18 protein-coding genes are annotated in these 20,485 nt (G+C 72.5%); 12 read left to right on the top strand and 6 right to left on the bottom strand.

Annotation, left to right across the window (positions count from 1 at the left end):
• Positions 1-12: 12 nt before the first annotated feature.
• From QM792_RS13435 to QM792_RS13415, 5 genes are all read left to right on the top strand, one after another.
• Entirely contained in the window at positions 13-831 is an 819-nt protein-coding gene (locus tag QM792_RS13435) for a transglutaminase family protein (protein ID WP_415150610.1), read from the top strand.
• Complete coding sequence (locus QM792_RS13430; protein WP_415150609.1) at positions 832-4,245, top strand: DUF2126 domain-containing protein; 3,414 nt, start codon at positions 832-834, stop codon at positions 4,243-4,245.
• 22 nt (positions 4,246-4,267) lie between these two features.
• Complete coding sequence (locus QM792_RS13425) at positions 4,268-6,754, top strand: circularly permuted type 2 ATP-grasp protein (RefSeq protein ID WP_415150608.1); 2,487 nt, start codon at positions 4,268-4,270, stop codon at positions 6,752-6,754.
• Positions 6,755-6,794: 40 nt separating this feature from the next.
• Positions 6,795-7,670 (top strand): transglutaminase family protein, encoded by an 876-nt coding sequence (locus tag QM792_RS13420; RefSeq protein WP_415150607.1) that lies wholly within the window; start codon positions 6,795-6,797, stop codon positions 7,668-7,670.
• A 129-nt stretch (positions 7,671-7,799) separates the two neighbouring features.
• Positions 7,800-8,051 carry a hypothetical protein gene (locus QM792_RS13415; RefSeq protein ID WP_415150606.1) on the top strand — a complete coding sequence of 84 codons (252 nt, stop codon included), beginning with the start codon at positions 7,800-7,802 and terminating at the stop codon, positions 8,049-8,051.
• Here QM792_RS13415 and QM792_RS13410 read toward each other — a convergent pair.
• The 5 genes from QM792_RS13410 to QM792_RS13390 form a co-directional block, all read right to left on the bottom strand.
• Positions 8,048-8,380: a YkgJ family cysteine cluster protein gene (locus tag QM792_RS13410; protein ID WP_415150605.1), complete on the bottom strand. Its 333-nt coding sequence runs from the start codon at positions 8,378-8,380 to the stop codon at positions 8,048-8,050. The genes QM792_RS13415 and QM792_RS13410 overlap by 4 nt on opposite strands.
• Before the next feature lie 14 nt (positions 8,381-8,394).
• Positions 8,395-9,867 (bottom strand): protein kinase domain-containing protein, encoded by a 1,473-nt coding sequence (locus QM792_RS13405; protein WP_415150604.1) that lies wholly within the window; start codon positions 9,865-9,867, stop codon positions 8,395-8,397.
• The gene (locus tag QM792_RS13400) at positions 9,857-10,600 is read right to left on the bottom strand and encodes a metallophosphoesterase family protein (protein ID WP_415150603.1); all 744 of its coding nucleotides are present in this window, start codon (positions 10,598-10,600) and stop codon (positions 9,857-9,859) included. The genes QM792_RS13405 and QM792_RS13400 overlap by 11 nt, the downstream gene beginning before the upstream one ends.
• A 73-nt stretch (positions 10,601-10,673) precedes the next feature.
• The gene (gene argF, locus QM792_RS13395; protein ID WP_415150602.1) at positions 10,674-11,606 is read right to left on the bottom strand and encodes an ornithine carbamoyltransferase; all 933 of its coding nucleotides are present in this window, start codon (positions 11,604-11,606) and stop codon (positions 10,674-10,676) included.
• Positions 11,607-11,611: 5 nt separating this feature from the next.
• Positions 11,612-12,832 (bottom strand): aspartate aminotransferase family protein, encoded by a 1,221-nt coding sequence (locus QM792_RS13390; protein ID WP_415150601.1) that lies wholly within the window; start codon positions 12,830-12,832, stop codon positions 11,612-11,614.
• A 133-nt stretch (positions 12,833-12,965) separates the two neighbouring features.
• On the opposite strand from QM792_RS13390, the gene QM792_RS13385 reads away from it, so the two are divergent.
• Positions 12,966-13,283 carry a DUF3579 domain-containing protein gene (locus QM792_RS13385; RefSeq protein ID WP_415150600.1) on the top strand — a complete coding sequence of 106 codons (318 nt, stop codon included), beginning with the start codon at positions 12,966-12,968 and terminating at the stop codon, positions 13,281-13,283.
• Between the two features lie 53 nt (positions 13,284-13,336).
• On the opposite strand, the gene rpsT is transcribed toward QM792_RS13385, so the two are convergent.
• Positions 13,337-13,636 (bottom strand): 30S ribosomal protein S20, encoded by a 300-nt coding sequence (rpsT, locus tag QM792_RS13380; RefSeq protein WP_415150599.1) that lies wholly within the window; start codon positions 13,634-13,636, stop codon positions 13,337-13,339.
• A 154-nt stretch (positions 13,637-13,790) separates the two neighbouring features.
• On the opposite strand from rpsT, the gene murJ reads away from it, so the two are divergent.
• From murJ to pcnB, 6 genes are all read left to right on the top strand, one after another.
• Positions 13,791-15,347, top strand: a complete 1,557-nt coding sequence (gene murJ, locus QM792_RS13375; protein ID WP_415150598.1) for a murein biosynthesis integral membrane protein MurJ — start codon at positions 13,791-13,793, stop codon at positions 15,345-15,347.
• 277 nt (positions 15,348-15,624) lie between these two features.
• Complete coding sequence (locus tag QM792_RS13370) at positions 15,625-16,494, top strand: SirB1 family protein (RefSeq protein ID WP_415150597.1); 870 nt, start codon at positions 15,625-15,627, stop codon at positions 16,492-16,494.
• Between the two features lie 45 nt (positions 16,495-16,539).
• Positions 16,540-17,601 (top strand): AI-2E family transporter, encoded by a 1,062-nt coding sequence (locus QM792_RS13365; RefSeq protein WP_415150596.1) that lies wholly within the window; start codon positions 16,540-16,542, stop codon positions 17,599-17,601.
• Positions 17,598-18,281, top strand: coding sequence for a DnaA regulatory inactivator Hda (gene hda, locus QM792_RS13360; RefSeq protein WP_415150595.1), 684 nt, complete (start codon positions 17,598-17,600; stop codon positions 18,279-18,281). Before QM792_RS13365 ends, hda begins: the two co-directional genes overlap by 4 nt.
• Entirely contained in the window at positions 18,278-18,958 is a 681-nt protein-coding gene (locus QM792_RS13355) for an HAD family hydrolase (RefSeq protein WP_415150594.1), read from the top strand. Before hda ends, QM792_RS13355 begins: the two co-directional genes overlap by 4 nt.
• A complete protein-coding gene (gene pcnB / locus QM792_RS13350; RefSeq protein ID WP_415150593.1) occupies positions 18,955-20,484 on the top strand; it encodes a polynucleotide adenylyltransferase PcnB in 1,530 nt (509 codons plus the stop codon). Before QM792_RS13355 ends, pcnB begins: the two co-directional genes overlap by 4 nt.
• Position 20,485 lies beyond the last annotated feature (1 nt).

Here is a 20,485-nt window from a genome sequence, read left to right as displayed (position 1 = left end):
GGGCGCTGAGCGATGGAACTCAGCATCCGCCACGAGACGCACTACGAGTACAGCGCGCCGCTGCAGTACGCGCTGCAGCACCTGTGCCTGACGCCGCAGGCCAACGCGCACCAGGAAGTGCGAAGCTGGCAGCTCAGCGCGCCCGGGCCGCTGTTCGCGCAGCGCGACGGCTGGGGCAACCTCGCGCACAGCTGGAGCATGGCGCGCGTGCGCGGCGGCCGGCACGTCTACCGCGGCAGCATCACCGCGCACGGCATCGTGCAGACCTCGCCCGCCGCGCTGCTGGTCGACGAACCCGGCGCGCCGCCGCCGGCGCTGTACCGGCGCGCCACCGCGCTGACCGCCGCCGACGCGGCGCTCGCCGGGCTGGCCCGCGCGCACCTGGGCGGCAGGCGCGTCGACGAGGCCGCGCTGCTGGCGCTGGCCGCGGCGGTGGCCGGCCGCATCGCCTGGCGCGCCGGCGCCACGCACGTCGGCACCACCGCGGCCGAGGCCTTCGCGCTCGGCGCCGGCGTCTGCCAGGACCATGCGCACGCCTTCATCGCCGCCTGCCGCGCCGCCGGCGTGCCGGCGCGCTACGTCAGCGGCTATTTCCACTCGCCGCAGGCGCAGGAACTGGGCAGCCACGCCTGGGCCGACGTCTGCGTCGACCCCGACGCGCGCCGCTGGCTGTCGATCGACGTCACCCACGCCTGCACGATGGACGAGCGCCACGTGCGCCTGGCCGTGGGCCCCGACTACGCCGCCTGCGCGCCCGTGCGCGGCGTGCGCGAGGGCGGCGGCGACGAGACGCTGCGCGTGCGCGTGCTGATATCACCCCCGGAGCCTTGAATGTCCATCCACGTCGCGCTCAACCACGTGACCCACTACCGGTACGACCGGCCCGTGAACCTCGGCCCGCAGGTGGTCCGCCTGCGCCCGGCGCCGCACTCGCGCACGCGCATCCTGAGCTACTCGATGCGCATCGAGCCGGCCACGCACTTCATCAACTGGCAGCAGGACCCGCAGAGCAACTACCTCGCGCGGCTGGTGTTCCCGGACAAGACCACCAGCTTCCGCATCGAGGTCGACCTGGTCGCCGAGATGTCGGTGCTGAACCCCTTCGACTTCTTCCTCGAACCCTCGGCCGAGCACTTCCCCTTCGAGTACGACCCGTCGCTGGCGCACGAGCTGGCGCCGTACCGGCTGAAGGGCGAGGCGACGCCGCTGTTCTCGAAGTACCTGGAGAGCATCCCGCGCGCGAAGAAGCAGACCACCGACTTCCTGGTCGAGCTGAACCAGCGCGTGCAGAAGGACATCGGCTACCTGATCCGCATGGAGCCGGGCGTGCAGACGCCCGAGCAGACGCTGGCCAAGGCCAGCGGCTCGTGCCGCGACAGCGGCTGGCTGCTGGTGCAGTTGCTGCGCCACCTCGGCTTCGCGGCGCGTTTCGTCTCGGGCTACCTGATCCAGCTCAAGAGCGACGTCAAGGCGCTCGACGGGCCCAGCGGCACCGAGGTCGACTTCACCGACCTGCACGCCTGGTGCGAGGTCTACCTGCCCGGCGCCGGCTGGATCGGCCTGGACCCGACCTCGGGGCTGCTGGCCGGCGAGGGCCACATCCCGCTGGCCTGCTCGCCCGACCCCGGCTCGGCCGCGCCGGTGACCGGCGCGCTCGACGAATGCGAGACCGAGTTCGAGCACCACATGCAGGTCTCGCGCGTGTGGGAGGCGCCGCGCGTGACGCTGCCCTACAGCGACGCGCAGTGGAGCGAGATCGAGGCGCTCGGCCACCGCGTCGACACCGAGCTGCGCGCGCACGACGTGCGCCTGACGCAAGGCGGCGAGCCGACCTTCGTCTCGGTCGACGACCGCGACGGCGCGGAGTGGAACACCGAGGCGCTGGGCCCCACCAAGCGCCTGCTGGCGGCCGAGCTGCTGGCCAAGCTGCGCGCCAAGTACGGCGACGGCGGCCTGCTGCACTACGGCCAGGGCAAGTGGTACCCGGGCGAGCAGTTGCCGCGCTGGAGCCTGAACCTGTTCTGGCGCAAGGACCGCGAGCCGGTCTGGACGCACCCGGAGCTGTTCGCCGACGAGCACCAGCGCTACGGCGTCACCGACGCGCAGGCGCAGCGCTTCCTCGAAGGCGTGGCGCGGCGCCTCGCGCTCGAGACGAAGTACGTCTTCCCGGCCTACGAGGACACCTGGTACTACCTGTGGCGCGAGCGCAAGCTGCCGAGCAACGTCGACCCCTTCGACGCGCGGCTGGACGACCCGCTGGAGCGCGAGCGCCTGCGCAAGGTGTTCGCGCAGGGGCTGGACAAGGTGGCCGGCCACGTGCTGCCGATCGCGCGCGCCACGCAGGGCCCGGCGCGCTGGCAGACCGGCCCATGGTTCCTGCGCGCCGAGCGCTGCTACCTGGTGCCGGGCGATTCGGCGCTGGGTTACCGGCTGCCGCTGGATTCGCAGCCCTGGGCCTCGGCCGCCGACTGGCCCTGGCTGCACCAGCCCGACCAGAGCCAGCCTTTCGCGCCGCTGCCGCCGTACCGCCGGCTGCGCTTCGCCGAGCGGGCCCCCGGCGAGGGCGAGCGGGCGCAGCCGCTGGCCAGCTTCGCCGAGCGCTCGCGCGCGGCGCAGCGCAGCTCGGGTTTCGGCGCCAGCGGCTTCGGCACGCTCGACGAGGAGGGCGCGCCGCCGCCCGCCGCGGCGCGCGCGCCGCAGCCCTTCGAGTCGGCCGGCTGGATCACCCGCACCGCGCTGTGCGCCGAGCCGCGCGACGGCCGGCTCTACGTCTTCATGCCGCCGACCTCGGCGCTGGAGGACTATCTCGAGATCGTCGCGGCGGTGGAGGACACCGCGGTGGAGATGAAGCTGCCGCTGGTCCTCGAAGGCTACGAGCCGCCGCGCGACCCGCGCCTGGCGACGCTGCGCGTCACGCCCGACCCGGGTGTCATCGAGGTCAACATCCACCCGGCGCATTCGTGGGAGGAACTGGTCGACCAGACCACGCACCTGTACCAGGCGGCGCACGAGACGCGCCTGTCCACCGAGAAGTTCATGCTCGACGGCCGCCACGCCGGCACCGGCGGCGGCAACCACTTCGTGCTCGGCGGCGCGACGGTGGCCGACTCGCCCTTCCTGCGCCGGCCCGACCTGCTGGCCAGCATGGTGGCCTACTGGCACAACCACCCCTCGCTGAGCTACCTGTTCTCGGGCCTGTTCATCGGCCCGACCAGCCAGGCGCCGCGCATCGACGAGGCGCGCAACGACTCGGTCTACGAGATCGAGATCGCCTTCGCCGAACTGCAGCGGCAGGCCGCGCTCGGCCCGGCGGCCTGCCCGCCGTGGCTGATCGACCGGCTGATGCGCAACCTGCTGATCGACGTGACCGGCAACACCCACCGCGCCGAGTTCTGCATCGACAAGCTGTACTCGCCCGACGGCCCGACCGGCCGGCTCGGCCTGCTGGAGATGCGCGCCTTCGAGATGCCGCCGCACGCGCGCATGAGCCTGACGCAGCAGTTGCTGATGCGCTCGCTGATCGCGCGCTTCTGGCAGCAGCCGTACCGGCCGGCGCGCCTGAAGCGCTGGGGCACCGAGCTGCACGACCGCTTCATGCTGCCGTACTTCGTCTGGGCCGACCTGGCCGACGTGGTGCAGGAGCTGAACGACTTCGGCCACGCGATGAAGCTGGAGTGGTTCGCGCCGCACCTGAACTTCCGCTTCCCGCGCCTGGGCGACTTCGCCGCGCAGGGCGTCGAGGTCGAGATGCGCCTGGCGCTGGAGCCCTGGCACGTGATGGGCGAGGAGGGCGCGGTCGGCGGCACGGTGCGTTTCGTCGATTCGTCGGTGGAGCGGCTGCAACTGCTGGCCACCGGCCTGGTGGGCGACCGCCACGTGCTCACCTGCAACGGCCGCGTCGTGCCGCTGCAGCCCACCGGGCGCGTCGGCGAGTTCGTCGGCGCGGTGCGCTACCGCGCCTGGAACCCGCCCTCGGCGCTGCACCCGACCATCGGCGTGCACGCGCCGCTGAGCTTCGACCTCGTCGACACCTGGATGAGCCGCTCGATGGGCGGCTGCCAGTACCACGTGGCGCATCCGGGCGGGCGCAACTACGCCACCTTCCCGGTCAACGCGCACGAGGCCGAGGCGCGGCGGCTGGCGCGCTTCTTCCGCATCGGCCACACGCCCGGTGTGATGCCGCTGCCGCGCGACGAACGCAACCCCGACTTCCCGTTCACGCTCGACCTGCGGCGACAATCCTGAGCCCACCTCCCGCCATGAGCTGATGCCGCTGCTGCCCTCCCTGCTCGCCACGTACGCCGCGCAAAGCGGACGCTACGACGAGGCGCTCGCGCATGCGGGGCAGCCGCGCGCGCACTGGGATGCCTTCCTGCGCGCGCTGGCCGCGCGCGGCGCCGGCGGCCTGGCCGACACGCTGGCGCTGACCGAGCGCGAGGTGCGCGAGAACGGCATCACCTACAACGTCTACGCCGACCCGCAGGGGCGCGACCGGCCCTGGCAGGTCGACCCGCTGCCGCTGCTGCTGCCGGCGCACGAGTGGCAGTTCATCGAAGAGGGCATCGCGCAGCGCGCCGAGCTGCTCAACCGCGTGCTGGCCGACCTGTACGGCGACCAGGCGCTGCTGCACTCGGGCGCGATCCCGCCGGCCGCGGTGTTCGGCCACGCCGGCTTCCTGAGCGCCGCGCAGGGCATACGGCCGCCCGGCGGCGTGCACCTGTTCCACTACGCCGCCGACCTGGCGCGCTCGCCAGACGGCCGCTGGTGGGTGGTGGGCGACCGCACGCAGGCGCCCTCGGGCGCCGGCTACGCGCTGGAGAACCGGCTGCTGGTCTCGCGCGTGTTCCCGCAGATGTTCCGCGAGCTGCGCGTGCAGCACCTGGCCGCCTTCTTCGCCGCGCTGAAGGACGCGCTGCTGCGCTGGGCGCCGCGTGGCGGCCCCGGCGACGCCACGCCGCAGATCGCGCTGCTGACGCCCGGCCCCTTCAACGAAACCTACTTCGAGCACGCGCTGATCGCGCGCTACCTCGGCATCGCGCTGGTCGAGGGCAGCGACCTCACCGTGCGCGACGGCTGCGTGTGGATGAAGACCGTCGAAGGCTTGCAGCGCGTGCACGCGCTGCTGCGCCGCCAGGACGACGACTACTGCGACCCGCTCGAACTGCGCTCCGACTCGGCGCTCGGCGTCGCCGGCCTGACCGAGTGCGCGCGGCGCGGCAGCGTGCTGGTGGCCAACGCGCTGGGCTCGGGCGTGCTGGAGTCGGGCGCGCTGCTCGGCTACCTGCCGGCGCTGGCCGAGCGGCTGCTCGGCGAGCCGCTGCGGCTGCCCTCCGTCGCCACCTGGTGGCTGGGCGAGCCGGCCGCGCTGGAAGACGCCTGGCGGCGGCTCGACCAGGTGCTGATCAAGCCGATCGAGCGCTCGTCGCGCGAGCCCTCGCTGTTCGGCGCCGACCTCGACGCCGCCGCGCGCGCGCGGCTGCGCGAGCGCGTCGCGGCGCGGCCGCAGCGCTACGTGGCGCAGGAGTGGGTGCACGTCTCGCAGGCGCCGGTGCTGGAGCGCGGCGCGCACGGCCGCGAGCTGCTGGGCGCGCGCACCGTGGGGCTGCGCGTCTTCGCCGTCGCCACGCCGGACGGCTGGCGCGTGATGCCCGGCGGGCTGGCGCGCGTGGCCGGCGAGGGCGAGCCGCGCATGATCGCGATGCAGCACGGCGGCCGCTCGAAGGACACCTGGGTGCTGTCGGACGCGCCGGTCAACGCCGCCTTCTCGCTGCTGACCCGCACGGTGACGCCGCAGGCGCTGGTCGGCTCGCGCGCCAACCTGCCGTCGCGCAGCGCCGAGAGCCTGTTCTGGTTCGGCCGCTACGGCGAACGCGCCGACGCCACCGCGCGGCTGCTGCGCGTGGCGATCGAGGCGCATCTCGACGACGAGGGCTGCGACGGCGCGCCGGCCGCGCGCGCGCTGTGCGCGCGGCTCGGGCTGATCGACGCCGACGCGGCCGGCGACGACGCCGCGCTCGCGCTGCTGCGCGCCGCCACCCATCCCGAGGGCGCGCTGGCCGAGCGGCTGCGCGAGGTGTCGCGCGTCGCCTTCAGCCTGCGCGACCGCCTCTCGGCCGACCACTGGCGCACCATCAACCAGTTGATCGCCGACCCGGTGTTCCAGCGCGGCGCGGCCTCGGCCACGCTGCGCCTGCCGCTGGCGCTGGCCTGGCTGGACCGCGCGGTGACGGCGATGGTCACGCTGTCGGGCTTCGTGCTCGACGGCATGACACGCGGCACCGGCTGGCGCTTCCTGTCGATGGGCCGGCGCATCGAGCGGCTGTGGAACCTGTGCGCCGCGCTGCGCGTGGCCACGCACGAAGGCCGCGACCAGGGCCTGGAGTGGCTGCTGCAATGGGCCGATTCGTCGGTCACCTACCGCTCGCGCTACCTCGCCGCGCCCGAATGGCTGCCGACGCTGGACCTGCTAGTGTGCGACGAGGCCGTGCCGCGCTCGCTGGCCTTCCAGGTCAAGGGCCTGGCCGAGTACGTCGACAAGCTCGAAGCGCGCCACGGCCGCTTCGCCGCCGACGTGGTGGCGCCCGGCCGCGCCGCGCTGGCCGCGCTGACGCCGGCCGACCTGCACCCCGAGAGCGAGGCGCTGGCCGCGCTGCTCGACCAGTTGCAGCGCATCGCCGGCAGCGTGTCGGACGAGCTGACGCTGAAGTTCTTCTCGCACGCGGCCTCGCGCTCGGTGCTGTCGCTGGTCGCATGAGATGAGTGCAACTGCATTCAGCGCGGCAGGGCGGGCCGACATGATTCGTTATCGCGTCGAGCACGAGACGCGCTACGCCTACGACGCGCCGGTGTCGCAGTCGTGGCAGCGCGCGCGGCTGACGCCGCGCACGCTGCCGTGGCAGAAGCTGCTGGCGCACGCCATCGACATCGAGCCGCGCCCCGACGAGCGCCACGACGGCCCCGACGCCTGGGGCAACACCGTCACCCACTTCGGCCTGCACCGCGCGCACCGCGGCCTGGGCGTGCGCATGCGCTGCGAGGTGGAGGTCGGCGCACGGCCGCCGCTGGCCGAGGACGCGGCGCAGCCGTGGGAGGAGGTGTGCGCGCTGCTGGCGCGGCCCGGCGCGCCGCTCGAACTCGATGCGCTGCGCGTCGCCGAGGCGACCGCGCTGCTGCCGCTGTCGGACGCCGCGCGGCGCTACGCGGCCGACTCGCTCGCGCCGGGGCGCGACTGGCTGGCCGCGGTGACGGCGCTGATGCGGCGCATCCACGCCGAGTTCGAGTTCCGCAGCGGCGTCACCGGCGTCGGCACCCCGGTGGACGAGGTGCTGCGCGAGCGCCGCGGCGTGTGCCAGGACTTCGCCCACCTGATGCTCGCCGCGCTGCGCGGCTGGGGCCTGCCGGCGCGCTACGTGTCGGGCTACCTGCTCACCGACCCGCCGCCCGGCCAGCCCCGCCTGATGGGGGTGGACGCCTCGCACGCCTGGGTGGCGGCGTGGTCGCCGCGGCACGGCTGGGTGGAGTTCGACCCCACCAACGGCCAGCTCGCCGACGCGCGCTACATCACGCTCGCCTGGGGCGCCGACTTCGCCGACGTGGTGCCGCTGCGCGGCGTGATCCTCGGCGGCGGCGCGCAGGCGATGGACGTGGCGGTGAGCGTGGTGCCGGTCTAGGGGCCTACTGCACTCCCCCGCGCGGGGGAGGGCCGCGAGGGGCAACGCCCGGGTGACACGCCAGGGCGATGGCGCGCCGGGGCGCGTCTCGCAAGACTGTCTTCCAGCAAGCCCACGCTGGAGGACACGATGGCCCGACTCATCACCCGCATCGCCGAGCTGTGCCGGCGCCGCGCCTCGCAGGAGCTGTTCCTGCGCCGCTTCCGCATGATGCAGCCTGGCGACGAGGCCGAGGACTGCGGCCCGGGCTGGTACGAATCCAGCCGCGAACTGCGCCTCGGCCTGCAGGTCGACGAAGGGCGCGACGACGACGAGCGGCTGCGGCGCGAATGGCAGGCCGCGCTGCTGCGGCCCGGGCCGGTGCCGCGGCCGAGGGGCTAAGCCGGCAGCGCCGCCAGCCCGTGGCGCGCGCGCGCCCGGGCGCAGGCCTCGTCGCCCAGGCCGAGCGGCGCGCGCAGGCCGAACTCGCGGCACGGCGAGGGGCGCCATTCGTAGATGCCGCAGTGGGCGCGTTCGCCCACCGTGCCCACCAGGGCCGCGCAGCGCGGCCGGGCGTGGTCGGTGCCGCGCATGCGGCAGGTGCGCTCGTTGAGTTCGACGGCCAGGCCTTCGGGCACCGTGCCGCCGCGGCTTTCCAGTTCCTCGACGGCGAAGTCGACGCGGAAGCTCGCGCAGCAGGCGCCGCAGCGCGTGCAGGGGTTGTCGGCCATAGGCGCGCCGGGGTTCAGTCGTCCGCGGCGGCGCGCACCACGGTGACGGTGCAGTCGCTGTGCGCCACCACCTCGGCCGAGACGCTGCCCAGGTAGCGCCGCAGGCCGCCGCTGCTGCGCGCGCCCATCACGATGTGGTCGACCTGGTTCTTACGCGCGTAGTCGACGATCGCGCCGGCCGCGTCGGGCGCCTCCAGCACGTGGAAGGTCACGCGCCCGTCCTGCGGCTCGCGCTGCTGCGGCTCGATCGCGCGTTGCAGCGGGTGCGCCCAGTGCTTGAGCTTGACCAGCAGGTTGACGTGCTTGCTGCTGCCGTCGGCTTCCATCAGCTCGTCGGTGGCGATGCGGTTGGTCTTCATCACCGCCAGGCAGGCCAGGCGCGCGCCGGGCTCGGTGCTGAGCAGGCGCTGCACGGTGTGGCGCACTGCTTCCAGCAGCGCCGGCGTGGCGCCGCCCACGTCGACGGCGGCCAGGATGATCGGGCTGCGCTCGGTCTGCTCGGCGGCGCTGGCGATCGTCACCGGCTCGCCGCCGAGGGCGCTGAACCAGCGCTTGAAGGTGCTCAGGCCGCCGCTCTTCTTCTGCATGCGCTCGGCGCGCTCGGTGAGCTTCACCTGCGTCGGGTTCTGCAGGTCGAAGGCGAGCTGCGCGGCGGTCTGGTGGCGGTCGGCCGGCTGCACCGCCAGGCAGCGCAGGATCACCTCTTGCAGCCACGGCGGCATGTCGGGGCGCAGCGCGCGCGGCGGCACCGGCTCCTGGTACAGGCGCTGGCGCAGCCCGCGCACGGTGCTGGGGTTGCCGAACGGTCGCTCGCCGGTGGCCAGGTGGTACATCAGCACGCCGAGCGCGAACAGGTCGCTGCGCGCGTCGTTGCGCACGAACTGCACCTGCTCGGGCGACATGTAGGGCCCGGTGCCCATCGGCAGCTCGAATTCCTCGTCGAGCAGGTCGGGCAGCCTGTCGTGGCGCGACAGGCCGAAGTCGACCAGCACCGCCTCGCCGCCGGGGCGGAACAGGATGTTGCTGGGCTTCACGTCGAGGTGGATCACGTGCTGGCGGTGCAGGTCGTGCAGCGCGGTGGCGACGCGGCTGCCGATCTCGATCACCTCGTCCAGCGGCAGCGGCGCGGCGTCGAAGCGCGCGCGCAGCGAGGCGCCCGGGATGTGCTCCATCACGATGTAGGGCTGGCGCGTGAAGTCGCCCTTGGCGACGAACTTCGGCACGTGCACGCCCGACAGCGTCGGCATGATCATCTGCTCGACCTCGAAGCCGACGATGGTGGCCGGGTCGTCGCCGCCCTTGATGCGCGGCACCTTCATGATCAGCGGCGCGCCGTCGTCGCCCTCGGCGCGGGTGACGCGCCACAGGTGCGCCATGCCGCCCTGATGGAGATGTTCCTCGAGACGGAAGCCGTCGATGACCTGGCCGGGCTCGAGCCGCTGGCCGGCGCTGGACGTCGGTTCCTCCTGCTGCGCGTCACTCTCCATGGGCGAGCCGTTGTGCCAGGCGTTGCGGCAGGCCGGCCGCGCGGATCTTCGCGCCGGCCGCCTCGGTGTCGTAGGGCACGCGGAAGTAGGTGAGGACGCTGCCCGCGGTGTCGAAGGTGGCGTAGCAGGCGGCCGGGTTGCCGTCGCGCGGCTGGCCGGCCGAGCCGGGGATGACCAGCCAGCGGCGCTGCTCCGACAGGGGGATGGGCATGCCGTCGCTGGGCACGAAGTCGCCGATCTTGCCGGTGCCGGTGAGGTGGAACAGCTTGGGGTCGTGCACGTGGCCGCAGAAGGTGAAGCGCGCGCCGGTGGCCTGCAGGCTGCGCACCGCCTCCATGCGGCCGAGCACGTAGGCCCATTCCGACGGCGCGAAGGCGTTGGCGTGCACGTAAAGGCGGTCCGCGTCGCTCACCGACATCGGCAGCGTCGCGAGGAATTCCATCTGCGCGGCGTCGAGCCGGGCGCGTGTCCACTCCACCACCTGGCGCGCCTCGGGAATCATGGTCGGCAGCGGGCCCTGCACCACGGCCGCGTCGTGGTTGCCCATCACCGCGACCGCGCCGCGCGCGACGTGCTCGCGCACCAGGTCGACCACCCAGCCCGGGTCGGCGCCGTAGCCGACGAAGTCGCCGAGGAAGACGTATTTGTCGATGCCCTGCGCGGCGGCGTGCGCCATCACCGCGCCCACCGATTCGCGGTTGGCGTGCAGGTCGGCGATCAGCGCGAGTTTCATGGCTGCGCGTCGGGCCGCCCCAAGCGCAGCCGCGCCCCCTCGGGGGGCCGCGAACGGAGTGAGCTCGGGGGCTTCATCCGATGCGTCCCAGCAGCAGGTATTCCATCAGGGCCTTCTGCACGTGCATGCGGTTCTCGGCCTCGTCCCAGACCACCGACTGCGGGCCGTCGATCACCTCGGCCTCGACCTCCTCGCCGCGGTGCGCCGGCAGGCAGTGCATGAACAGCGCGTCGGGCTGCGCCACCGCCATCATGCGCGCGTCGACGCGCCAGTCGGCGAAGGCCTTCATGCGCACCTCGTTCTCGGCCTCGTAGCCCATGCTGGTCCAGACGTCGGTGGTGACCAGGTGCGCGCCCTCGCAGGCGGCCAGCGGGCTCTTGAAGCTCTTCAGGCAGGTCGGGTTCGCGACGCCGGCCACCGTCGGGTCGAGCTCGTAGCCGCCGGGCGTGCTGACGTGCAGCGTGAAGCCGAGGATGTCGGCCGCCTGCAACCAGGTGTTGGCCATGTTGTTGCCGTCGCCCACCCAGGCCACGGTCTTGCCGCGGATGTCGCCGCGCTGCTCGATGAAGGTGAACACGTCGGCCAGGATCTGGCACGGGTGGTATTCGTTGGTCAGGCCGTTGATCACCGGCACGCGCGAATGCGCGGCGAAGCGCTCGAGCTTGGTCTGCTCGTAGGTGCGGATCATCACGATGTCGACCATGCGGCTGATCACGCGCGCGCTGTCCTCGATCGGCTCGGCGCGGCCGAGCTGGCTGTCGCCGGTGGTCAGGTGCACCACCGAGCCGCCCATCTGGTACATGCCGGCCTCGAAGCTGACGCGCGTGCGCGTGCTGGCCTTCTCGAAGATCATCGCCAGCGTGCGGTCGACCAGCGGCTGGTACTTCTCGTAGTTCTTGAAGCGCCTCTTGATGATCGCGGTGCGCTCGAACAGGTAGGCGTACTCCTGCTCGCGCAGGTCCTTGAACTGCAGGTAGTGCTTCATCAGGCTCATGCCGGGCTTCATCGCCGTCACGCCTGGGTCGCCGGCTCGGCGAGGAAGCTCTTGATCAGCGGGCAGAGGATGGCGACGATCTGCGCCGCCTCGTCTTGCGACAGGATCAGCGGCGGCACCAGGCGCACCACCTTGTCGGCGGTGACGCTGAGCATCAGCCCGGCCTGCGCGGCGCGGCCGAGCAGTTCGCCGCAGGGCCGCGCCAGCTCGATGCCCAGCATCAGGCCCTGGCCGCGCACCTCGACCACGCCGTCGACGCCCGCCAGCTCGCGCTGCAGCCCGGCCTTGAGCGCCGCGCCCACCGTGGCGGCGTTGGCGAGCAGGCCTTCTTCTTCCATGATGCGCAACGTCTCGACGCCGGCGCGCATCGACAGCGGGTTGCCGCCGAAGGTGGTGCCGTGGTTGCCGGGGCCCAGCACCGTGGCCGCGCGCGGTCCGCACACCACCGCGCCGATCGGCACGCCCGAGCCCAGGCCCTTGGCCAGCGGCATCACGTCGGGCTGGATGCCGGCCCACTGGTGCGCGAACCACTTGCCGGTGCGGCCGATGCCGCACTGCACCTCGTCGAGCATCAGCAGCCAGCCCTTGTCGTCGCAGAGCCGGCGCACCGCGCGCAGGTAGTCGGCCGTGGCCGGGTTGATGCCGCCTTCGCCCTGGATCACCTCCAGGAACACCGCGACGATGTTCGGGTTGCTCGCCGCCAGTTTTTCGATCGCCGCCACGTCGTTCAGCGGCACGCGCGGAAAACCCTCCACCAGCGGGCCGAAGCCGGCCTGCACCTTGGGGTTGCCGGTGGCCGACAGCGTGGCGATCGAGCGGCCGTGGAAGGCGCGCTCGTAGACGACGATCTCGGGCCGGGCTATGCCCTTGTCGTGCCCGAACTTGCGCGCGATCTTCAGCGCCGCCTCGTTGGCCTCCAGCCCGGTGCTGCAGAAGAACACGTTGGCCAAGCCGGAGATCTCGCACAGCCTGGCGGCAAGCTGCTCCTGCAAGGGCACCAGGTAGTAGTTGGAGCTGTGGATCAGCTTGGACACCTGGTCCTGCAAGGCAGGCACCAGTTTGGGGTGCGCATGCCCCAAGGTGTTCACCGCGATGCCGCCCAGCCCGTCGAGGTACTTCCGGCCCTCGGTGTCCCAGACCCAGCAGCCTCGGCCGTGCGACAGCGCCACCGGCAGTCGCCCGTAGGTCTTCATCACGTGCGGCTCGGGGTTCGCGGGCACTTGTTCCGGGGCGTTCATCGGTTCTCCAGCGCCGTATCGGGCGTCATGAGCGAACCGCCGATTCTAAAGGCCGCGTCCGGTCGGCCGGCATCGCTCTTGCTGCGTTGCAGCACGGCGGCGGCACAATGGCGGCCGTCGACCGCCCCTGTCCATGACCGCGCCCAAACCACCCCGCCAGATCTACATCCAGGGCGTCACGCTCGAAGGCAAGACCTTCCGCCCGAGCGACTGGGCCGAGCGGCTGGCCGGCGCGATGGCCTGCTTCCGCCCCGACGGCGTGAGAAGCGGCATCGCCGCCTACATCGGCTACTCGCCGTACTGCGTGCCGCGCGTGGTCGATGGCGTGAAGTGCGTGATCGTCAGCGAGGCGCTGCGCGACATCGAGCCGATGGCCTGGGACTTCGTGATGAACTTCGCCCGCGACAACCACCTGCAAACGCGCGAGGCCGCAGAGGCAGGGCCCCAATGACAAAGGGCCCGCTGTCGCGGGCCCTTCGGCTTTCTTCCCACCCGGGAAATTGATCAGGCGGCGGCGAGCGCCTTGACCTTGGCGGCCAGGCGGCTCTTGTGGCGGGCCGCCTTGTTCTTGTGGAAGATGCCCTTGTCGGCCACCGAGTCGATCACGCTCTGGGCGGTCTTGAAGAGGTCGGCGGCCTTGGACTTGTCGCCCGAGACGACGGCCTTCTGGACGTTCTTGACGACGGTGCGGAACTTCGAGCGCAGCGCGGTGTTGGCGGCGTTGAGCTTGACGTCCTGGCGGGCGCGCTTGCGGCCCGACGCGATGCGAACGGTCTTCTTCTTGGCTTTGGAGGAGGTGGCCATGCTGTAGCGTCTGTCCGGGGTGGAGCAAAGACCGCGAATATAGCACATGCGGCCGCTCCCTATAATCCGCCGCCTGAATGGAACCCCCAAGCTCACTTCGTTCGCTGCCCCCCGAGGGGGCGCTGCGTGGCTTCGGAACGGCCGGGCGCCACGGATGAATCTTCTGCGGGCCGCCTCCACCGTTTCGCTCTTCACGCTGGCCTCGCGCATCACCGGGCTGGCCCGCGAGGCGATCCTCGCCGCCAGCTTCGGCGCCGGCGGCTTCATGGACGCCTTCCAGGTCGCCTTCCGCATTCCCAATCTGCTGCGCCGGCTGTTCGCCGAAGGCGCGTTCTCGCAGGCCTTCGTGCCCATCCTGGCCGAGACGCGCACGCGCGACGGCGACGAGGCCACGCACCGGCTGGTCGACGCGGTGGCCACGGTGCTGTTCTGGGCGCTGCTGCTGACCTGCGTGGCCGGCGTGCTGGCGGCGCCGCTGGTGGTGTGGGCGATCGCCTCGGGCCTGCAGCGCTTCGACGACGCGGTGCTGATGACGCGCGTGATGTTCCCCTACATCGGCTTCATGTCGCTGGTGGCGCTCTCGGCCGGCATCCTGAACACCTGGAAGCGCTTCGCGGTGCCGGCGGCCACGCCGGTGCTGCTGAACCTGGCGGTGATCGCCGCCGCCTGGGGCCTCGCGCCGCTGCTCGAGCGGCACGGCATCGCGCCGATCTACGCGCTGGCCGTCGGCGTGATGGCCGGCGGCGTGCTGCAGCTCGCGGTGCAGGTGCCGGCGCTGGCGCGCATCGGCTGCCTGCCGCGCATCGGGCTGGGGCCGCGCGCGCTGCGCGCCGCCTGGACGCACCCGGGCGTGGGGCGCATCCTGAGGCAGATGGCGCCGGCGCTGCTGGGCGTGTCGGTGGCGCAGTTGTCGCTGCTGATCAACACGCAGATCGCCTCGTATCAGGGTGTCGGCGCGGTGTCGTGGCTGACCTACGCCGACCGGCTGATGGAGTTCCCGACCGCCTTGCTGGGCGTGGCGCTGGGCGTGGTGCTGCTGCCGCAGCTCTCGGCGGCGCGCGCCGGCGACGACGCCGCGCGCTACTCCGGGCTGCTCGACTGGGGCCTGCGCCTGGTGCTGCTGCTGGCGCTGCCCTGCGCGGTGGCGCTGCTGGTGTTCCCGCGCGCGCTGGTGGCGGTGCTGTACCACTACGGCGCGATCACGCCGCACGACGTCGAGCGCACCTCGCTGGCGCTGATGGGCTACGGCGTCGGGCTGATGGGCCTGGTCGGCGTGAAGATCCTCGCGCCCGGCTTCTACGCGCGCCAGGACATCCGCACGCCGGTGCGCATCGCGATCGTCGTGCTGGCGCTGACGCAGGCGCTGAACCTCGTGCTCGTGCCCCGGCTCGGCCACGTCGGGCTGGCGCTGTCGATCGGCCTGGGGGCGCTGGTCAATGCCGCCTGGCTGTTCGTCGGGCTGCGCCGCAAGGGCCTGTACACGCCCGGGCCGGGCTGGGGAGCGTTTGCGCTGCGCGTGGTGCTGGCCTGCGTGCTGCTGGGCGCCGCGCTGTGGTGGGCCGCGGGCGCGATCGACTGGATCGGCCTGCGCGTGCAGCCCTGGACGCGCATCGGGCTGCTGGCCGCCTGCGTCGTCGGCGCGATGGCGCTGTATTTCGGCACGCTGCTGGCCAGCGGGCTCAAGCTTCGCGAGTTCATGCGCCGCGGCTAGGGCCTGTTCACCCTACGGATGCCAGATGCGTTGCCCCGACAAAGCCCGCGAGCAAGGCGCAAAGCGCAGCCCAGGCTGGACGCCTGGGCAAGGTTTGCAACGCCGCGCGCGGGCTTTGTCGGGGCAACCCGCAGGGAACGGGCCTGGCAGGGCGCACGGCGGCGTTGCGCTCCTAGCCAAGCCGTCCAGGCTTGGCGTCGTCGCGCGCCTTGCCCTGCGCCCTGCCAGGTCCGTTCGCACTGGCATCCGTAGGGTGAACAGGCCCTAAACTGGTTTCATGGCCGGTCCGCCGCAGTTCGAGACGCCCAGCGTGCTGGAGTATTTCGCCAGCCTGGTGGCCGACGACGCCAGCCTGCCGCTGCTCGAGGCGGCGATCTCGATCGCGCAGGACGACTACCCCGCGCTGGACACGCAGAGCGTGCTGGCCGAGGTCGATGCGCTGGCCGACAAGCTCAGGCGCCGCATCCCCGCCGATGCCGTCGCGCTGCAACGGCTGCGCTGGCTGAACCGCTTCTTCTTCCAGGAACTGGGTTTCGCCGGCAACGTCAACGACTACTACGACCCGGCCAACAGCTACCTGCACCGCGTGGTCGAGACGCGCCGCGGCATTCCGATCACGCTGGCCGTGCTGTACGTCGAGCTGGCCGCGCAGATCGGCCTGCATGCGCGCGGCGTGTCCTTTCCCGGGCACTTCCTCGTCAAGCTGAAGATGTCGCAGGGCGAGGTGGTGATCGACCCGTTCACCGGCCAGTCGCTGTCGCGCGAGGAACTCGACGAGCTGTTGCTGCCCTACAAGCGCAGCCGCGGCCTGACCGGCGAGTTCGACGTGCCGCTGGGCCTGTTCCTGCAGGCCGCGCCGGCGCGCGACGTGCTCGCGCGCATGCTGCGCAACCTGAAGGAGATCCACCGCAGCGCGCACGACTGGCCGCGCCTCGTGGCGGTGGCCAATCGCCTGGTGCTGCTGCTGCCGCAGGCCTGGGACGAGCGGCGCGACCGCGGCCTGGCCTACGCCGAGCTGGGCATGAACGGCTCGGCGGCCGACGACCTGGCCGCCTACCTCGAGCACGCCGGCGCGGCGCAGGACCGCGCCGCCGTCGCCGCGCGCCTGGCCGAACTGCGCCGCCACGGCTCGCCGCGCCTGCATTGAGCGGCCCGCCCGCGCGGGGCCCCGCCCCGTAGAATGCGCGGCCGCATGACACCCAACCTCGCACAACGCCGCAGCCTCGCCTGGGCCGCCATCGCCGTCGCCGCGGCGCTGCTGCTGTGGCTGCTCGCGCCGGTGCTCACGCCCTTCGTCGTCGGCGCGGTGCTCGCCTACGCGCTGCACCCGGCGGTCGAGCGCCTGGCGGCGCGGCGCGTGCCGCGCGTGGTGACGGTGCTGCTGGTCGAGGGGCTGTTCATCGTCGCGCTGCTGGCGGTGCTGCTGCTGATCGTGCCGATCATCTCCAAGGAACTGCCGATGCTGCGCGAGCAGATCCCGGTCCTGGCCGACAAACTCAACCGCAGCGTCGCGCCCTGGCTGGCGCAGTTCGGCATCCACGTGCAGCTCGACATCCCGGGCATCAAGGCCTTCGTGCTGAAGTACCTCGACGCCAACCTGGAAGACGGGCTGGCCGCCGCGCTCAGCTCGGCGCGCATCGGCGGCAGCATCGTGCTGGCGCTGATCGGCAACCTGATGCTGGTGCCGGTGGTGCTGTTCTACCTGCTCGACGACTGGCCCAACCTGGTGGCGCGCGCGCAGGCGCTGATCCCGCCGCGCATGCGCGAGGGGGTGATCGGCTTCCTCGACGAATGCGACGCCATGCTCGGCCAGTACCTGCGCGGCCAGTTGCTGGTGATGCTGAGCATGGCGGCCTTCTACAGCATCGGGCTGGCGCTGTTCGGCTTCGACCTGGCGCTGCCGGTGGGTGTGTTCACCGGGCTGGCGATGATCATTCCCTACCTCGGATTCGGGCTCGGGCTGGCGCTGGCGCTGCTCGCCGGGGTGCTGCAGTTCGCGAGCTGGTACGGCCTGGTCGCGGTGGCGGTGGTGTACGGCATCGGGCAACTGGTCGAGAGCATGTGGCTGACGCCGCGCCTGGTGGGCGAGCGCATCGGCATGAACCCGCTGATGGTGATCTTCGCGCTGCTGGCCTTCGGCCACCTGTTCGGCTTCGTCGGCGTGCTGATCGCGCTGCCGGTCAGCTCGCTACTGGTGGTGGCGGTGCGCCGGGTGAAGGCGGCCTACCTGGCCGGCCCCTTGTACGGCGGATGAAGCAGTTGCCGCTGGCCATCGGCGCGATCGGCGACGGCCCCGAACAGAGCTTCGCGAGCTATCTGGCCGGGCCCAACGCCGCGGCGCTGGCGCACCTGCAAGGCGGCGGCGTGCAGCGCGCGCCGGTGAACTACCTGTGGGGCGCCAGCGGCGCCGGCAAGACGCACCTGCTGCACGCGCTGGCGCGCCAGACGCGCGCGCAGGGGCGGCGCAGCGGCTGGTTCGAGCCGGCCGCGCCGCTGCCGTGGACGCTCGACGAGGCCTGGTCGCTGCTGCTGATCGACGACTGTCAGGCGCTCGACGAAGCGCGCCAGCACGCCGCCTTCGCGCTGTTCGTCGACGCCGCCACGCACGGCATCCCGCTGGCCGCGGCCGGGCGCGTGCCGCCGGTGGACCTGCCGCTGCGCGAGGACCTGCGCACGCGCCTCGGCTGGGGCCCGGTGTTCGCGCTGCAGCCGCTGGCCGAGGCCGAGATGCGCGCCGCGCTGCGCCGCGAGGCCGACCGGCGCGGCGTGTTTCTCTCCGACGAGGTGATGGACTACCTGCTGACGCGCTTCGAGCGCAACCTCAAGCCGCTGATGGCGCAGCTCGACCGGCTCGACCGCTTCTCGCTGGCCAACAAGCGCGCCATCACCGTGCCCATGCTCAAGCTGATGCTCGCCGAGGAGGGCGCGCCATGAGTCCGCCGAGCCTGACGCTGTTCGACCTCGACGAGACGCTGATCCCGCTCGACTCCGACCACGCCTGGGGCGAGTTCGTGATCCGCCTCGGCTGGGTCGACGAGGCGGCGTTCCGCCGCCGCAACGACGAATTCTTCGCCCAGTACAAGGCCGGCGCGCTCGACATCCACGCCTACGTCGAATTCGCCACCGCGCCGCTGCGCGCGCGCGGGCCCGAGGCCTGCGCCGCGGCGCACGCCCGCTTCATGCGCGAGGTGGTCGAGCCGGCGCTGCGCCCGCAGGCGCTGGAACTGGTGCGCGAGCACCAGCGCCGGGGCGACGCGGTGGCGCTGGTCACCGCCACCAACGACTTCATCACCGCGCCGATCGCGCGCGCCTTCGGCATAGACACGCTGATCGCGGTGCGGCTCGAGCGCGGCCCGGGCGCTACCATCACGGGCCGCATCGCCGGCACGCCGAGCTACCGCGAGGGCAAGGTGGCGCGCGTCGGCGAATGGCTGGCCGGGTCGGGCCGGGGCTGGGGCGACTTCGAGCGCATCAGCGTCTACAGCGACTCGCCCAACGACCTGCCGCTGCTCGAGCGGGCCACCGACCCGGTGGCGACCAACCCGTCGCCGGCGCTCGAAGCCGTGGCGCGCGAGCGCGGCTGGCGCATCCTCAGACTCTTCGAAGAATGATCAAGAAATTCATCGACAAGCTGCTCGGCAAGGGCACGACGACGAAGAAGGCCGGCGCCGCGGCGCGCGGCAAGCGCGTCGAGGTGACGAAAGAGCAGCACGGCATCGACCCCGCGCTGGTCGACGAGCGCGCCGTCAAGGTGGTCCGGACGCTCGCCGAGGCCGGGCACGAGGCCTACATCGTCGGCGGCGCGGTGCGCGACCTGCTGCTGGGCCTGCGCCCCAAGGACTTCGACGTCGCCACCAGCGCGACGCCCGAGGAGGTCAAGGCGCTGTTCCGGCGCGCCTTCATCATCGGACGGCGCTTTCGCATCGTGCACGTGGTGTTCGGGCGCGGGCGCGACCACGAGGTGATCGAGGTCTCGACCTTCCGCGCGCTGATCGACGCCGCGGCCGCCGAGCAGGTGGCCGGCAACGAGAAGACCTCCAAGGGCGAGCTGGCCGACAAGACCAGCGTCGTCGACGCCAGTGGGCGCGTGCTGCGCGACAACGTCTGGGGCCCGCAGATCGAAGACGCCGCGCGGCGCGACTTCACCGTCAACGCGATGTACTACGACCCGCAGCGCGAGCTGCTGGTCGACTACCACGGCGGCCTGGCCGACGCGAAGAAGAAGCTGCTGCGCATGATCGGCGACCCGGCCACGCGCTACCGCGAAGACCCGGTGCGCATCATCCGCGTGGTGCGCTTCGCGGCCAAGCTCGGCTTCGAGATCGAGCCGAAGACGCGCGCGCCGATCCGCGAGATGGCCGCGCTGCTCGACAACGTGCCGGCCTCGCGCACCTTCGACGAGATGATCAAGCTGCTGCAGACCGGCCACGCGCTGGCCAGCATCGAGGAGCTGCGCAAGCAGGGCCTGCACCGCGGCGTGTTCCCGGTGCTCGACGTGGCGCTCGACGAGGCGCAGCGCCACGACGGCCGCGAGCGCTTCGTGCAGCTCGCGCTGGCCGACACCGACCGCCGCGTCGGCGAGGGCAAGCCGGTGGCGCCGAGCTTCATGCTCGCCTGCCTGCTGTGGCACGACGTGCAGGAGCGCTGGAAGAAGATCCGCGCCCAGGGCGAGGCGCCGTTCCCGGCCTTGCAGCAGGCCATAGACGCCGCCTTCGACGCGCGCATCGGCGACATCTCCGGGCGCGGCAAGCTGGCCGCCGACATGCGCGAGATCTGGATGATGCAGCCGCGCTTCGAGCGCCGCGGCGGGCGCGTGCCGTACTCGCTGGCGGAGCAGCCGCGCTTCCGTGCCGGCTTCGACTTCCTGCGCCTGCGCGCCGACGCGGGCGAGGTCGATGCCGAACTGGCCGAGTGGTGGGAGGATTTCTCGCTCGGCAGCGACGAGGAGCGCGAGGCGCTGATCGAGCAGGCGCGCGAACGCGACGGCCCGCGGCGCGCCGGCGCTGCCAGTGCCGGCGGCGGCACCGCGGCGGGCGAGGGCGGCGAGCCGGCGCGCAAGAAGCGCCGCCGGCGCCGCAAACCCGCCGGCTCCGGCGCGGGCGACGCGCCGCCACCGCCGGCCGCCGACGCGGCCTGAG

The sequence above is a fragment of the Piscinibacter sp. genome (assembly GCF_047600445.1).
Taxonomy (GTDB): Bacteria; Pseudomonadota; Gammaproteobacteria; order Burkholderiales; family Burkholderiaceae_C; genus Piscinibacter.
The sequence above is the reverse complement of the archived record's forward strand: the minus strand, read 5'-3'. Positions and strand labels throughout refer to the sequence as shown.